Annotated in this window: 18 protein-coding genes; 17 read left to right on the plus strand and 1 reads right to left on the minus strand. The window is 39.7% G+C overall.

What is annotated here, in order from left to right; all coding sequences use genetic code 11:
- Positions 1 to 16: 16 nt before the first annotated feature.
- A complete protein-coding gene (gene alsK, locus ACZ5C4_RS04215; RefSeq protein ID WP_464519904.1) occupies positions 17 to 940 on the minus strand; it encodes an allose kinase in 924 nt (307 codons plus the stop codon).
- 311 nt (positions 941 to 1251) lie between these two features.
- Between alsK and ACZ5C4_RS04220 the strand changes: the two genes are divergently transcribed.
- The 17 genes from ACZ5C4_RS04220 (at position 1252) to ACZ5C4_RS04300 (ending at position 15958) form a co-directional block, all read left to right on the plus strand.
- Complete coding sequence (locus ACZ5C4_RS04220) at positions 1252 to 2286, plus strand: LacI family DNA-binding transcriptional regulator (protein ID WP_464519905.1); 1035 nt, start codon at positions 1252 to 1254, stop codon at positions 2284 to 2286.
- 23 nt (positions 2287 to 2309) lie between these two features.
- Positions 2310 to 3098, plus strand: a complete 789-nt coding sequence (locus ACZ5C4_RS04225) for an SDR family NAD(P)-dependent oxidoreductase (protein WP_186875556.1) — start codon at positions 2310 to 2312, stop codon at positions 3096 to 3098.
- 17 nt (positions 3099 to 3115) lie between these two features.
- Positions 3116 to 4222 (plus strand): aminotransferase class V-fold PLP-dependent enzyme, encoded by a 1107-nt coding sequence (locus ACZ5C4_RS04230; RefSeq protein WP_464519906.1) that lies wholly within the window; start codon positions 3116 to 3118, stop codon positions 4220 to 4222.
- Positions 4223 to 4269: 47 nt separating this feature from the next.
- Positions 4270 to 5532, plus strand: coding sequence for an AGE family epimerase/isomerase (locus tag ACZ5C4_RS04235; protein ID WP_464519907.1), 1263 nt, complete (start codon positions 4270 to 4272; stop codon positions 5530 to 5532).
- On the plus strand, positions 5529 to 6428 hold the full coding sequence (locus ACZ5C4_RS04240) for an ABC transporter substrate-binding protein (RefSeq protein WP_464519908.1): 900 nt from the start codon (positions 5529 to 5531) through the stop codon (positions 6426 to 6428). Before ACZ5C4_RS04235 ends, ACZ5C4_RS04240 begins: the two co-directional genes overlap by 4 nt.
- Before the next feature lie 4 nt (positions 6429 to 6432).
- A complete protein-coding gene (locus ACZ5C4_RS04245; RefSeq protein ID WP_464519909.1) occupies positions 6433 to 6786 on the plus strand; it encodes a hypothetical protein in 354 nt (117 codons plus the stop codon).
- Positions 6787 to 6836: 50 nt separating this feature from the next.
- Positions 6837 to 7709 (plus strand): carbohydrate ABC transporter permease, encoded by an 873-nt coding sequence (locus tag ACZ5C4_RS04250; RefSeq protein ID WP_186875552.1) that lies wholly within the window; start codon positions 6837 to 6839, stop codon positions 7707 to 7709.
- On the plus strand, positions 7709 to 8560 hold the full coding sequence (locus ACZ5C4_RS04255; RefSeq protein WP_186875551.1) for a carbohydrate ABC transporter permease: 852 nt from the start codon (positions 7709 to 7711) through the stop codon (positions 8558 to 8560). The genes ACZ5C4_RS04250 and ACZ5C4_RS04255 overlap by 1 nt, the downstream gene beginning before the upstream one ends.
- Positions 8561 to 8587: 27 nt before the next feature.
- Complete coding sequence (locus tag ACZ5C4_RS04260; protein ID WP_464519910.1) at positions 8588 to 9055, plus strand: RidA family protein; 468 nt, start codon at positions 8588 to 8590, stop codon at positions 9053 to 9055.
- Positions 9056 to 9070: 15 nt separating this feature from the next.
- On the plus strand, positions 9071 to 9541 hold the full coding sequence (locus ACZ5C4_RS04265; RefSeq protein ID WP_464519911.1) for a RidA family protein: 471 nt from the start codon (positions 9071 to 9073) through the stop codon (positions 9539 to 9541).
- Between the two features lie 6 nt (positions 9542 to 9547).
- Positions 9548 to 10531 (plus strand): lactonase family protein, encoded by a 984-nt coding sequence (locus tag ACZ5C4_RS04270; protein ID WP_464519912.1) that lies wholly within the window; start codon positions 9548 to 9550, stop codon positions 10529 to 10531.
- The gene (locus ACZ5C4_RS04275) at positions 10528 to 11751 is read left to right on the plus strand and encodes an amidohydrolase family protein (protein ID WP_464519913.1); all 1224 of its coding nucleotides are present in this window, start codon (positions 10528 to 10530) and stop codon (positions 11749 to 11751) included. The genes ACZ5C4_RS04270 and ACZ5C4_RS04275 overlap by 4 nt, the downstream gene beginning before the upstream one ends.
- A 34-nt stretch (positions 11752 to 11785) precedes the next feature.
- A complete protein-coding gene (locus tag ACZ5C4_RS04280) occupies positions 11786 to 12694 on the plus strand; it encodes an RraA family protein (protein WP_186875546.1) in 909 nt (302 codons plus the stop codon).
- Between the two features lie 29 nt (positions 12695 to 12723).
- On the plus strand, positions 12724 to 13404 hold the full coding sequence (locus ACZ5C4_RS04285) for a D-lyxose/D-mannose family sugar isomerase (RefSeq protein WP_464519914.1): 681 nt from the start codon (positions 12724 to 12726) through the stop codon (positions 13402 to 13404).
- Between the two features lie 136 nt (positions 13405 to 13540).
- Positions 13541 to 14050, plus strand: coding sequence for a DedA family protein (locus ACZ5C4_RS04290; RefSeq protein ID WP_464519915.1), 510 nt, complete (start codon positions 13541 to 13543; stop codon positions 14048 to 14050).
- Between the two features lie 13 nt (positions 14051 to 14063).
- On the plus strand, positions 14064 to 15332 hold the full coding sequence (locus ACZ5C4_RS04295; protein ID WP_464519916.1) for a glycosyltransferase: 1269 nt from the start codon (positions 14064 to 14066) through the stop codon (positions 15330 to 15332).
- A complete protein-coding gene (locus ACZ5C4_RS04300) occupies positions 15329 to 15958 on the plus strand; it encodes a hypothetical protein (protein WP_464519917.1) in 630 nt (209 codons plus the stop codon). Before ACZ5C4_RS04295 ends, ACZ5C4_RS04300 begins: the two co-directional genes overlap by 4 nt.
- Positions 15959 to 15969 lie beyond the last annotated feature (11 nt).

Below are 15969 nucleotides of genomic sequence, written 5' to 3' on the forward strand. Positions count from 1 at the left end.
ACCGTTCTCCTTTTATTTAAGATTTCAGCAGCATTTTTCTTGCGAATATAGCGGCTCCGATGATTCCTTTTCCTACAAATGGAGTGGAATAAATAACGTCAAATCCATAAGACAGCACATCTTTTCCGACAGAGGCATTAATTTCCTTTTCGAACTGTTCTTTTGGGAAATCTTTCATTTCAGGAATGCCGCCTCCGATGATCAGTGCATCTGGATTAAATATGGTTGCCATAATTGCATATATATTAGCACAGGCTGATACAAAATCTAGTAGAGGCTCTTCTGTTTTGTGTAATGTAAATAATTCGCTGATCGGGGAATCGGGATAATATTCTTTCCGAATTTGCTGTAAGCGCCAACCAGAAGCATAGCATTCACAGCATCCTTTTTTTCCACAGCTACAGAGTTCTTCTTTGCCATAATAGGGAATGTGTCCAAGATCAAGTGCAGCCCCATTTTTCCCTTTTAAAAAGTCTCCGTTGATGATTACAGAAGCGCCGACACCTGTACCGATATAAATTCCAACCAGAACCTTTTTATCCTCAAGATGATGGGTTAGCGTGTCATATAACATTAGATTGTTGACATCATTATTTACAAAAACAGGAACGTGGAAGTGTTTTTTAATATTTTCTGCGATATTTACATGTGAAAAGACAGCTTCCCCAGATTGATTCCGGATATTTGTTGTACATATTACCGTGGCATTGTCATTTTCTACGGAAGAAGGAACACCAATAGAAATGGCGTCGATATGGGTGATATTTGTGTCGTACAGATATTCCTCAATCAACTTACAGAGCGTGCTAATAGGAGAAGAGGAGCTTGCAATGCACTCACTTTTCAGAACAAGTGGTTTGATTAAGTTATTTTTATTGTTTACAGCTCCAATTCTCAAATTTGTGCCGCCCAGATCAATTCCGATTATCATATTTTCCATAGTTTCTGCTATTCTCCATCCTTTTTATTTTTTGGAAATGTAGTGTCAGTATACAAGAGAAACATAGTATCCTTCGTATACTGACATTATTTGTAACTGTGAAGAGATGAAACAGTTAATTTTATATTAAGAAAAGCAAATGAAGATGTCAATACAAGAGTTTTAGTAAATAGTTATAAAAAACACGTGGACAAATTAAACAAAATAAATAAAAAAAATATAGTTTAGATATACATGTTGACAAATGAAAGGAGAGAGATATATAATCAAGAAAACGTTTACATACAGAGCGCGAAGTGGGGGAAAGTACAATGGAAAACAGGAGAGTTAGTATCAAAGATGTGGCGAAGAAAGCGAATGTGTCAACGGCTACGGTTTCCAGAGTTGTAAATAATAAAGATGGAGTAACACAGCAGATTTCAGAGAAGGTACAGGAGGTTATCAAGGAATTAGGGTATAGTCCCAATACAGCGGCAAGATCGCTCGTGAGGCAAAGAACCAATGCGATTGGAATCGTAGTAAATAATCTGCATGATCCATTTTTTTATGATTTGATCAAAGGATTTGAGACAGCGGCACAGCAGACAAGTTATTCGGTTGTATTTTGCAGTGCGCTGGGCGGAGATGTAAAAAGTAAAGAGAATTATGTAAAATACCTTTCGAATGGTGTAGTTGATGCAGTTATCCTATATGGTTCTTACCGAAGCGATGAAAGCATGATCAAGTATATACAGGATAATGAGCAGATAGAATTTGTGATGATTGAAAATGATGTACCGTCTTTACAGTGTAATAAATTACTGATCGATAATTTTGGCGGCGCAAAAAATGCAGTGAATTATTTGAAAGAGAAGAAACATCGAAAGATTGCACATATTTGTGGAAATCCGAATAAAAAGGTTACGATCGAGCGATTTAATGGCTACATACAGGCGATGCAGGAAGCTGATCTTGAAGTGAAAGAGGGATATATTCAGTATTCGTCGGCGGATTATAGAAGTGGGTATGAGAGAATGAATGCACTTTTAGATCTGGAAGAAAGACCTACGGCAGTTTTTTGTTCTGATGATGCGCTTGCCAGCTATGCTGTACGGGCGGTGCTTGACCGAGGATTAAGAGTTCCGGAAGATATTTCGATCATGGGATTTGATAATCAAAGAATTTTACCGGATCGATACAGGGGACCGGAAATTACAACGGTAGAACAGCCGTTGTACACGATTGGAATGGATAGTATCCGATTGGTGAGTGAACGACTGAGTAATACAGATACGAAAATGCCTGTAAGAAAAATGTATGAAACTAAGATTATAGAACGGGAGACCGTTTGTGAGTATCATGGATAAATTATAAAAACGGGAGAGCTGGTATGAAGAATTATAATCGGTTATTAGAGGGAAAACGAGTATTTGTCACAACAGGAGCCCGGGGGATCGGAAAAGAAATTGCATTATTATTTGCGTCACAGGGAGCTGTTGTGGCGGTGGGCGGGAAGAACGTGCCACGCCTTTGCCAGACAATCAAAGAAATACAAGAAGTATCCCCCAAAAGCCGCGGATATGAAGTGGAACTTGGAAATAAAGAGAATGTTGAGCAGGTAGGAATACAGATTTTAGAAGACTTTGGCGGTATTGACATATTGGTGAATACAGTAGGGATCAATGACCATGGCAGAGTCGATGAATGTACGGAAGAACAGGTGGAGAAAATGATTTCCGTGAATTATAAAAGTTTTCTTCGCTTTTCTAAAATTTTTTTACCGGGAATGAGAGAACGGAAGAACGGAAATATTATAAATATTTCTTCAATACACAGTGTAGAAACAATGCCAGGATTTGGAATCTATGCGGGAACAAAGGGGGCGATGAATGCGACATCTCGTGCAATGGCACTAGATTATGCATCAGAAGGTATCCGTGTAAATTGCATCTGTCCGGGTTTGATTATGAGTGACAATATGATAGATGAAATCCAGACATATCCGGAGGGAGAGGAAAGAGAACGATTTATGGAACTTTTATATCGGATGCAGCCATTAGAACCGGGAACAATGGAAAATATAGCAGATGCCGCACTTTATCTGGCAAGTGATATGTCAACGTATACGACAGGTCAGATTCTCATGGTGGACGGAGGCGCAAGCATTAAAGCTCATTGAGTAAAGGAGAACAAAGAATGGATTTTTACGAGAAAAACGGAATTATTCCGTATATTAATGCGCATGATACCTATACTATGTATGGCGGAAGCAGGATGGCGGAGAATACATTGCAGGCGATGAAGGAAGCTGCCGCTTCTTTTGTGGATCTTAAGCAAATGCAGATTCAATTTGGAAAGAAAGCAGCAAAATTAACAGGAAATGAGGCGGCATATTTTACAAATGGTGCAGAAGGAGCGTTGCTGCTATGTGCTTGTATCTGTATTGCAGAAGACAGTGAATATTATTATAGGAAATTACCTGAAATTGTAGGGACAAAAAGAGAATTTATTATTATGCGGGCACAAAGAAACGCGTATGATGCAGCATTGGCAGTTAGTGGTGCAGATATTGTGGAAATTGGTGATGCAGACGAAACACTAGAGATGGAATTGGAAGGTTCTATCAATGAAAAAACAGCAGGGGTGGTCTATTTTGCATCTACATTATATCAAAGAGGGTCACTTCCACTGGAAACTGTAATTGCAATAGCAAAGAAATACAACGTACCCGTCATTGTAGATGCTGCGGCACAGCTTCCACCGAAAGAAAACCTGAAAAGGTTTACACAAGCGGGGGCGGATATGGTGATTTTTAGCGGAGGAAAAACTTTATGCGGTCCGCAGGACAGTGGTGTGATTTTTGGAACGAGACAGTGGATTGAAAGATGCATTCGGTTTGGTGCGCCGGAACATGGAATCTGTCGTGTATCAAAAACGTCCAGAGAAGCAATGGCAGGGTTGTATATAGCACTTGAAAACTATGTACTTCAGGATGAAGAAAAAAGAGATGGTGAACTTCGTGAGATTTTGCGAAGGATTTCTGAAAGAGTAGCAAAAATAGAAAAAGAGATTACGTTAAAAATTATCGAACGGGGACCGGTAGGCCAAAAATATCCCAGATTATTTTGTTATCTTTCTGAAAAGAATAGTTCTGAAAAAATTGTAAGTTTTTTGAAAAAAGAAAGAATTTATATAGGAGAGGATAGAATAAACAATGCCGTATATATCAGCCCTTTAAATTTATATAAAGAAGAGGCAGATATAGTAGCAGAAGTGCTTTGCAAAGCACTCGAAGCAGAATAAAATATTTTTTTTAGCTTAGAAAGTAAACGTTTACAAAGGGGCAAAATATGAGAAAGAGTTTTTATGAAGCACATAAAAATGAAATAAAGAAGCTTGGAGAATCAGCGAAGAAACAGCTATTAGAAGATCACATTCCATTTTGGGAGCCAAGGGTTTTGGATCAGGAATATGGAGGATATTTTAACTGTTTTGACAGAGAAGGAAAATTGATAAAGACAGTGAAACCTGGATGGTTTGTAGGAAGAGATATGTATAGCTTCGCAGCTTTGTATCGATTTATCCAGAAAAAAGAGACATGGCTTAATATTGCAGAGCAAGGGTATCGTTATACAAAGGGAAATTTTTATGCAGGCAATGGGCGGTTTCAAAAATTGCTTACGAGAGAGGGAAAAGTTTTAGAAGGAACGACTTCGATTTTTACCGATCATTTTGCGATAAAAGGGTTATATGAATATTTTAAAGCTGTACTGCCTGACGAAGAAGAGCTTGCAAAAGTGCGGCAGTTGACAGAACAATTATTTCAAAATGTAAAAGATGAACAGGTTCTACGAAAAGAAGGAATCCGAGCAGGATGGCAGAAGCATGCAGTGAATTTTATGACGTTATTGGTTGCCTTGGAAAGTTTTGATTTATTTGGAAACCGATATGAAGATGTATTGAGAGAATGTGTCAGAAAATCGTTATATGAATTTGCAAACAGTGAACTGCAGGCACCATTGGAGTATGTAAAGCAGGACGGAAGACCAGAGTTGAGTGGAGAAGGAAGATTGGTAGATGCTGGACATGCTATGGAATCGTTATGGTTTGCGATGGAAGCGGGATGCATGTTAGATGAACAATCATGGAAACTGCGTGCAGAAGAGGTTTTGGATTGGGTGATCGAACGCTGTTATGATGAAAATTATGGTGGATTTATCCAACATATCGATGTGGCTGGGAAAGCACCGGAAGAACAATTTTTGGTGACGGATTATGAAGGAATACCGGCCGCATGGGACAGCAAAATCTGGTGGGTACAGGCAGAAGGTTTGAATGCGTTATTTATGAGTGCACTGTTGAATGAAAATGAAAAACATTTTATTTACTTTAAGAAATTATATGAATATACAGAACTTTATTTCAGAGATAAAAAATATGGGGAATGGTATTCAATTTTAAACAGGGAGGGAGGTGTTTTATGTGATTGGAAAGGTTTTGAATTAAAAGGCCCATATCATATTACAAGATGTTTAATGAAAATCAGTCTTCTTGCAGAAAAGTATTTAAAATGTAAAGAAGACGAGAATGAAAAGGAGGAAAAATCAATATGAAAAAAAGAGTTGCAAAAAGATGGATGGCGGTAGCGCTCGGCACAACATTAGTTGTATCTATGGCAGCAGGATGTGGAAAGGGAAGCTCTTCTTCTGAAGAACAAGAAGGTGTGAAAACCATTGAATGGTGGACACCAAACTGGGATGAAGTAGAAAGTAAAGAGATGGCAGCCGAATTTGAAAAAGAACATCCGGATATAAAAGTAGATATTGTGGTAACTGATTGGGATACATATAAAAGCAAAATTACAACAGCAATCAGTACAGATAATGCACCGGAAATATGCACCATGCTGTTGACAGATGTTGCTCCGTTTGCAAACAAAGGCTTGTTAGAGCCAATGGATGAATTGGGAAAAACAGCTGGAATTGATTTTGCAGATATTGTGGAACCGGCATTGGATATTACGTCTGTGGATGGAGAAGTATATGGAGTTCCTTTCCGATATGATGGTTCTGGAATTTACTACAATATAGATATGTTGAAAGCAGCAGGATATGAGACATTTCCAGAGACATGGGATGAAATGGTAGAAATGAGTAAGAAACTTTCAACAGATGGCAAATATGGTTTTGCATGGCCGTTAGGAAATCAGGCAAATGCGGCGACACGTCTGGTGCAGCAGATGTATACATATGGCGGAGATGTATTGGATGAAAATGGAAAATGTATGATGAATAGTCAAGCGGCTAAGGAAGCACTTAAAAATATTGTAGATTCAATTCAAGAAGGCTATGCTTCACCGGGAAGTTCTGAATTTGATAATACAACAATGAGAGAATCTTTTGGACAGGGGAATCTTGCATTCATGCTGACAGGTCCGTTTGATGTAGAGACATTGAAGACAGATTATCCAGAGCTTAATTTTGGAACAGCTGTTATTCCGGGGGGTTGATGGAATGGGAACAACAACAGCAAATGGCTGGTGTGTAGCATTGTCATCTAAGAGTGAAAATAAAGAAGAAGCAGCTGAATTTATGGCATATATCACAACACCGGAAAATCAGGCAAGACTGACAGACTCTTTCCCGGCAAGTAAAACAGCAATGGAATATGAACAGTTTGCAACAGAAGAGTTGAAACCATTTATGGAGCAGTTAGATAATTCAAAAGCAGAACCGACATATGAAAGATGGTCAGAGATGGAACCGATCATTTTCCAGTATATGCAAAATGCGGTGGCTGGAACGATGTCGGTAGATGAAGCTTGTGAAGCAATGGCAAAAGATATTGATGCATTACTTGCAAATTAATGAAAGGGAGGGACTTCCCTCCCTATAAATTATAAGAGGCGGAGGTAAAAATGAAAAAATTTTATTTGACAAGAGATGAAAAAAAGGCGATTCCATTTATACTTCCGGGAGTTGCTGTGACAGCATTACTTATCATATATCCATTATTTTATATCATATCTATGAGTTTTAGTGAGAATGCGATTGGACAGAACGGTTTTGCAGGGTTGACAAATTATCTCCGCTTGTTTAAAAATCCAATGTTTACATCTTCAATATGGAATACGCTGGTGTGGACATTGGGAACCGTGATACCGGCATTTCTGCTCGGATTTATACTTGCACTTTTGATCAATAGAAGAGGAACAAGGATAAAAGGTGTATTTCGTAGTCTCATATTTGTTGCGTGGATCATTCCGGGAGTTGTGAAGGCAACGGCATGGAAATGGTTGTTTACCACAGATGGAGGAATGATCAATCATTTATTGATGAGTATCGGAGTAATTGAAAAAGAGATTTCCTGGCTGTCCAGTCCTCAATATGCGATGTTATCGGTAATCATTGTTCAGGTATGGGCATGTGCACCATATGTTATGCTTATGATGACAGCAGGATTACAGCAATTACCGAGAGATCTGTATGAGAGTGCAGAATTGGATGGAGCCGGTTGGTTTAAAAAATTATGGTATATTACACTTCCAATGTTAAAGGATGTAAGTTTCATTTGTATTTTGATGCTGCTTGTATGGGCAATCAATGAATTTTCACTGATTTTTATTATGACATCAGGAGGACAGAAAACAACAACCCTTTCGATTTTGGTATATAATCAGTTCCAGGTTCTTAATATTAATTCAGCTTCAGCAAGTGCTGTAATGCAGTTATTGATCACAATGATATTTGCAGCGCTGTACGTGAAATTTGTCATTAAGGAGGAGAATTGATGGATACGAAAAAAAAGAAAAAATGGCTGGGACATATAGGAATTGTTCTAACATATATTGTTCTAGGATTCGCAGTGATCGCAGCATTATTTCCGCTTGCATGGGTTGCAAGTACTTCTATCAAACCCGGAAACGAGGTGTTTTCCAATCCTCCGTATTGGATTCCGAAAATGCCGACATTGAGCAACTATCTGTTAGTGCTTACGGAAAGTTCGATTCCAAGAGCATTTTTGAATAGTATGATTGTAGGTGGAATTTCTACTGTTATTGCACTTCTTTTAGGAGGAAGCGCCGGATATGCGTTTGCTCGATTCAAATTTAGAGGAAGTAAAGGATTGTCCCTTTTTATGTTGATCAGTCAGATGCTTCCATTAACAGTTTTGATGATTCCGATGTATTATATGGAAAATGCAGTGGGTCTGGTAGACACAAAACTGGGGCTTGCGATTGCACATTTGGCAATCAGTATGCCGTTGGTTACATGGATGGCAAAAGGATATTTTAAGGGAATCCCAAAAGAAATAGAAGAAGCAGCGGTGATGGATGGATGCTCGACGATACAGATGCTTTCCAAAATCGTGATTCCACTTTTAAAACCGGCATTGGCGGCAACCGGAATCTATGCTTTTATTTCATCATGGAATGAATTTGCGATTGCAAATGTACTTACGAGAAGTGAATCCAGCAGGACAGTTCCGTTGGCACTGAGTGAATTTTCATCTTTTTACAGGGTAGACTGGGGACAGACAATGGCGGCTGCAATGTTAATCACAATTCCAATTATTATTGTTTTTATGCTTGTACAAAAGCAGTTTGTAGAAGGATTAGCGAGTGGTGCGGTAAAAGGCTAAATAAAAATATAGAAGGAGAAATAAAAAATGAGTGAGACAGGAAAAAGATTAGAAAATTTAGGAATTACACTTCCGGTTAGAAATAGAAAGGGACAAGGTGTTGTAGATGCTTGTATAAAAGGAGATCTTCTCTTTTTATCCGCACATTTTCCGGTAGATGTAGAGGGAAAACCTGTTTATCAGGGAAAAGTTGGAGCAGAGATAGACAAAGATACGGCGTATGAAGCTGCCAGACTTTGCGGATTGAATATGATTGCAACAATGAAAGATTATATCGGTGAATTGGATCGAGTAGATTATTTTGTAAAAGCGCTTGGATTGATCAATAGTGCAGGAGATTTTTGCGAACAGCCGTATGTTATGAATGGATTTTCAGATCTTATGGTAGAAGTTTTTGGAAGAAGAGGTCAGCATGCACGTTCTGCAATGGGAGCATATGCATTATGGGAAAATGTTCCTGTTACAGTTGAGGCGATTGTAAAAATACGAAAATAGCAGGAGGGAGCATGAATGGACAGTATTAATAGAATCATCGAAGATGGACAGGAAAAAGAACCTGTATATAAAAAGAAAAGAGGAATTGTTCTTTTAAGACAAACAGATGATCTGATTTTTGTTTCAGGACATGGACCGGAAGACCAGATTACTGGAAAAGCACTTTTTTCAGGTAGAATAGGTGAAGATTTAACATTGGAAGAAGGATATGCAGCTGCAAGAGAGTGTGCAATTATTATACTGGGAGCGTTGAAAGATACACTCGGAAGTTTGGATAAGGTGAAGCGTATCGTGAAAGCATTTGGGTTGGTGAACTGCGGAGAAGGTTTCACTGATGTGGAAAAAGTATTTGATGGTTTTTCAGATACGATTGCAGATGTACTTGAAGAACGGGGGTATCATACAAGAACTGTAATGGGAACGAGAAATCTTCCAAATCATAATATTCCGGTTGAAATAGAAGTGATTGTGGAAGTAGAAAGCTGATTTGGGATGGCTGAAAAATATTTTGTGGCAACAGGATATGGCGATATAGAGAAGCATTCCAATCTTATTGTATTGAAAATCACTGATAACGGGAAAATACAAAGAGAACAAGAGGATTATTATGATGGCGGTCCCTCTTATCTAGTTGAAAAAGTTGTATCTGACCGTAGAAGTTATATCTATGCTGCCTTTGAAAAAACGAATGAAATTGTAAAATTTGTATGGGAAAATGGAAATCTGATTGAAGAAAAAAGATTTCAGGCGCCGGGAGAGGGCCTTTGTCATTTATGCTTATCGGAAGACCGTACCATGCTTTATGGAAGCTGTTATATGAGTGGTGACTTTTTTGCAGTGGATACAGAATTGACGCAATGTATTTGGATGAAAAAAGGGCAGAAAGAGTCGCATGCGCATTGTGTTTATCAGGGAAAAGAAAATCAGCTTTACTTGGTGGACTTAGGTTTATCCAGAGTGTGCAGACATCAGCAGAAGGGAAGGGCTTTGGGAGAATGCAATTTAAATTTTCCAATTGACGAAGGTGAAGGACCACGCCAGATATTACTGTGGAATTCGGAAAAGAATGCGGTAGTTATTAACGAGTGTGCAAGCACACTGTCTTTTTGGCAGATGAAACAACAGGTACAGCGAATATGTACCAAGAATACGACAATGTATGTAGGAAATAACGTACCGGGAGATGCGGATATCTGGAAAGAGAAGATTTTATTTGTAGGAAACAGAGGTACAGAAACAGTTTCGGCTTTTTCACTGGAGAGACTGGGAGAAAAGATCGGAGAATGGGATTGCGGAGGGAAATTTCCCCGTGGACTTTTGATTGCGGACGATGAAATTCTTTTGATTTGCTGTCAAAAGAGTGGAAAGCTTGTTAGTTGTCGGTGGGATGAGGAGAATACCCAACTCAATATTTGTGATTCTCTCGACCTTCCGGGAGTGACCAATGTGATTAAAATAACAGCAGAGGAGGAATGACTTTGAAAGATTATATTTTAAAAAACGGGAGGGTATATAATTCTCAAAGCCGGTGTTTTGAAGAAAAGAACATTGTAGTGTCAGAAGGAAAGATTACTGCAATGGAGGCAGGAATTGAAAAAGAAGGTATTACAGAAATTAATCTGGAAGGAATGATTCTATCTCCAGGATTGATTGATATGCATACGCACATATATCCATTATGCGGTTCATCGGAAGATACACTTCCGATGATTGATGGAGAAGCACATATGTTTCAAAATGGTGTGACAACTGCGGTAGATGCAGGAAGTTGCGGATGTAAAGATTTTTTTGATTTTAAAGATCGTTTTATAGATAAATCAAAATTGCGGATTTTGGCATTTATCAATATTGCCTATGGAGGAATGGTCAGCCTCGCTTCTGAATTGGAACCACGGAATTTTTATATAGAAACAGCGGCTGCAATCGCAAGAGAAATTAAGGAAGTTGTAGGCGTGAAAACAGCACATTATCATGTGGGAAAACCATTTGATGAGGAGCATCCGGCGTGGGCTTCAGTGGATGCTGCAGTGAGGGCAGGAGAATTGGCAGGAAAACCGGTTATGGCTGATGTTCAACCGTACTTGCCGGGACGTCCATATGAGGAACTGATTCTTCGACGGCTCAGACCAGGGGATATTCATACGCATGTATATGCGCAGCAATTTCATATCCTGAATGAGAAAAATGAAATGCAAGAGTTTATGTTGGAAGCAAGAAAAAGAGGAACTCTTTTTGATTTGGGACATGGTGCAGGAAGCTTCTGGTTCAGAAATGCAATACCGGCATATGAACAAGGTTTTTATCCGGATACACTGTCCACAGATCTATACCTACACAATGTAAATGGCCCTGTATATGGTCTGCTGAATGTTATGTCAAAGTATTTAAATATCGGAATGTCGCCAGAAGAGGTACTGTATAGAACAACAGCACGTCCGGCAGAGATTATCGGACATCCAGAGCTTGGAAAATTAGAAGTGGGTATGGATGCAGATATAGCTGTTCTGAAAATAAAGGAAGGAAATTTCGGATTTGCAGATAGTGGAAATGCGCGAATGCAGGGAAGACAGATGTTAGAATGTATGCTTACGATACGTGCTGGAGAATTTGTGTATAACCCAATGGCATATGGAATGCCAGATTGGAAGGCAGCTCCGGAAGCTTACCGGATTGCACCAGGAGTCATTGAATTATAAAAGAGAATGCCGGATGGACAAGGAGGAACGAAATGTGATTATCAATACAAGGGAAGAAATTATAGAATTGACACAGGAGTGGAAGGGAGAGCGATTAGAAGACGGACGACCGAAAGTTCCAGATGTATATTTAGATAAATTAAGAACAATGACATTGGAAGAAATCTGGCTTCCACTTTATGTAAAAGGATACCATTTTCAATATGAAGGTGGAATGAAGTATCTACATAGTGAAAAAAAATTAGTGGGAAGAGCAGTGACTTGCACCTTCATGCCGATTCGTCCGGATTTGGCAAAGGTTGTGCGAAAACAAGGAGAAGAAAAGGGCTGGGAAGGATTTTTCAATCAATGGGTTGTGGATAATCTTGGAAACGGAGATGTTGTAGTTGCAGATATGTTTGATAAAGTCTATAACGGTACTTTTGCCGGCGGAAATCTTACAACTGCGATTCATGTAAAAACAGGGAATGGCGGTGCAGTAATATGGGGCGGTGTTCGAGATATTGAGCAGATGAAAAAGATTGATACACAAGTTTTTTATCGGGGAATCGATCCTACACCGATTCGTGAATGTGTGCTGACAGATTTGAATGGCGCCTGCCGGATCGGCAGTGCGGTATGTCTTCCAGGAGATATTGTAATGGGAACAGAGAGTGGATTACTTTTCATTCCGAGTCATTTAGTAAAAGATGTGATCAATAGTGCTGAAAAGACACATGCAAAAGATATTTTTGGCTTTGAGATGTTAGAGAAGGGAATCTATACGACGGCGGCGATTGACAATTCAGTATGGAATCTGGAAATGATGGAACGTCTGATTGATTTTGTAGAAAATGATGATCGGTGTAAGAAATATAGAGGACTGGACTGGAGTTTGGAACTGGGGGCAGCAAAAGGCGCTCCGGAATGCTTGGAAGAAGTGCTAAAAACGTGTCTCATATGAGTCTGTTTTAGAAAGAAATGGAGGTAGAAATGAAAAGATCAGAAATAAATAGATGCATTAAGGAAATGGAAGAACTGGTCAGAAAAAATGGATTTTATCTTCCACCGTTTTGTAATTTTACCCCAGAGGAATGGAAGACAAAAGGCCATGAGTATGACGAAATAAGAGATAATATGCTGGGGTGGGATATTACTGATTATGGATTAGGCGATTGGGAAAAAGTAGGCTTTGCATTGATCACATTGCGCAATGGAAATCAGAATAATCCAAAATATTCTAAAGTGTATGCTGAAAAGTTGTTAATGTTAAAAGAAGGCCAGCATTCGCCGATGCATTTTCATTGGAAAAAATCAGAAGATATAATTAATCGCGGTGGAGGTACGTTGATCATTCATGTATATAATGATGACGGAAAAGAACAGTTGGCAGATACGGATGTTTTAGTAAATGCAGATGGAAGAAGTTATTTGGTTCCTGCCGGAACCGGCGTAGAACTGAAACCGGGAGAAAGTATTACCCTGTGGCCGCACCAATTTCATGATTTTGATGTGAAACCTGGTACAGGAGATGTTTTGATCGGAGAAGTATCCATGTGCAATGATGATAATACAGACAATTGTTTTCAGCCTCCGGTAGGGCGTTTCCCAGAAATTGAAGAAGATGAAGAGCCATATCGTTTGTTGTGCAATGAGTATCCGACGGCTAAATAGAAAAATAAGGGAACATATCAGTTTATGATAGGTGAAGCACATTCTTTTTTTATTCTTAAGAAATTCTTTAAAATCTTATAACGGCCTCCTTTAGAATTACAGTATATTCTGTAAATAGTTAAAGGAGGCTTATCTTATGAATATCCAGACATTGACGAATTATTTTCTTGAATATGGGGCCTTTTTTATTTATTTGATTGTTTTATTGGAATATTTGAACCTTCCAGGTTTTCCGGCCGGCCTGATTATGCCTCTTGCCGGTATCTGGGCAGCGAAGGGAGAAATCAGTTTTCCACTTGTGATGGTGCTGACTGTAGCGGCAGGACTTACAGGAAGCTGGCTTTTGTATCTGCTCGGAAGGCTTGGAGGGCCGAAAGTTATGGGCTTTTATTTCCGAAAGTTTCCAAAACATAAGGCAGTTATTGAGGAGAAGATGGAGCTGCTTAGAGAAAAAGGCCCAAAAGGAGTCTTTATAAGCAAGCTGCTTCCGATGGTAAGAACCATTATTTCGATTCCGGCAGGAATGGTACAGATGGAATTTATGAAATACACAGTTAGCTCTGCACTCGGTATTTTTATCTGGAATCTGGTATTTGTCGGCGCGGGATACTTTTTTGGAGAAGCGGCAATCCAGTTTTTATCATAGGAGGGGGACAGACATGAAAATAGCGATGCTTACAAACAATTACAAACCCTTTGTAGGAGGTGTTCCGGTTTCTGTGGAACGTCAGGCACAGGAGCTTGTGAAACGAGGACATGAGGTGACTGTGCTGGCTCCAAAATACGATGGATATATAGAGGATGACAGTACACCGGAGAGGATTCTGCGGTTTCATACGATGAAGCGCAAGATGGAAAATGGAATGGTATACCCGGGAATCTACATCAAAGAGGCGGCAGATTTGTTTCAGAGAGAAAGTTTTGACCTGATTCATGTACACCACCCTATGTTTACCGGGCCATGTGCCTTATACTTAGGGAAGAAATACCAGATTCCTGTGATCTATACCTGGCATACCAGATATGAGGATTATCTGCATTATATACGCAGCTTTCAGATAGAAGAGAACAGCCCGCTGTTAAAGAAAAAGATAGTTTCTTATCTAAAAGAAAAAGTAGTGCCGGGGTATATGCGCTGGTTTACAAATCAGTGCGATATGGTGTTTGCACCTTCTGAAGGAATGAAACAGCAGATGCAGTCGAACGGTACATGGACACCGACAGAGGTGCTTCCAACTGGACTGAAGGAAAGCTTTTATATACAGGACGCCGCGCATGCACAGAGTATACGCAGACAGTATGCAGAGGGAAGAGACTATGTATTGTGTACAGTATCACGTTTGGAAAAAGAGAAGAATCCGTTTTTTCTGCTGCAAGGAATTGCAGAAATAAAAAAGAGACTCGGAGCGAAGTTTAAAGTATTGTTTATTGGAGAAGGAAGTCAGAGAAAAAAACTAGAGAAGAAGGCAGAAGAGCTTGGAATACGTAAGGAAGTGGTGTTCACTGGCAGTATTCCCAACGAAGAAATACAGTATTATCTACAGGCATGTGATTTGTTTTTATTCGCATCAAAATCGGAAACACAAGGGATTGTGCTGGCAGAGGCTCTTGCGGCAGGAATACCGGTTATCGCGGTGAAGGCAGTCGGTGTGGATGACATTGTACACGATGGAAAGAACGGATTTAGGACTGGGGAAAATATAGAACAGTGGGCAGAAAAAGCAGTGCTGGCATTAAACCCCAGGCAACATGAGAGCTTGAAAAGACAGGCGTTGATTTCGGCACAGGCATACCGTGCAGAGCAGATCGCCCTGCACGAAGAAAGCTTGTACGTTCAATGTATTCTAAGGAAGCAGGAGGAACTTAACTCCAGAAGAAAACTGGAGGAAGGCTGGTCATACAGGGAAAGGAGAGGCAGCAGGGCATGAGAATGAAGAAAGTAGGGCAGTGGATACTGCAACATATTTTTACAGGATATTTGTTACTTCTTAAGAAAACAGTGACCATACAATGGCAGGAAGACACCCAGTATGGTGCGAGTCAGATTTTTGGTTTCTGGCATGAGGACAGTTTCTTTATGAATCTGGTGTTGGAAACACTGGCACATAAAACAAATCCGGTGGATGTGATTGTAACGGCAGATACGCGGGGAAACTATATTGAACATATGATAGGCAGGTGTGGAGGAAGTGCGCTTAGAGTGCCGGACGGATTTCGGGCATTTCGGGAATTAAAAAAGATTTTGCAGGATTCCTACGAAAAAACACGTTCTCTCGCTGTTGCGCTGGATGGGCCGCTTGGTCCCAGACATGAACCGAAAAAGTTGGCGTTTTATCTGTCAGAGCAGGCAGAAGAAGAGTTTGTCGGTATCAGTGTGTCCTATTCTTCCTGTATCCGTCTAAGTCACAGATGGGATAAATACGTGATTCCGCTTCCTTTTACGACTGTGAAAGTACATGTGCAGGATTATGGGATTGTAAAAAAGAATCAGATTCCTGTGCTTCCTGTAGATGCCAAACAGCAGGAATGTGGTATACTGGTAAAGGAATTTTGATGACAGACAAT

The sequence above is a fragment of the Mediterraneibacter flintii genome (genome assembly GCF_055387595.1).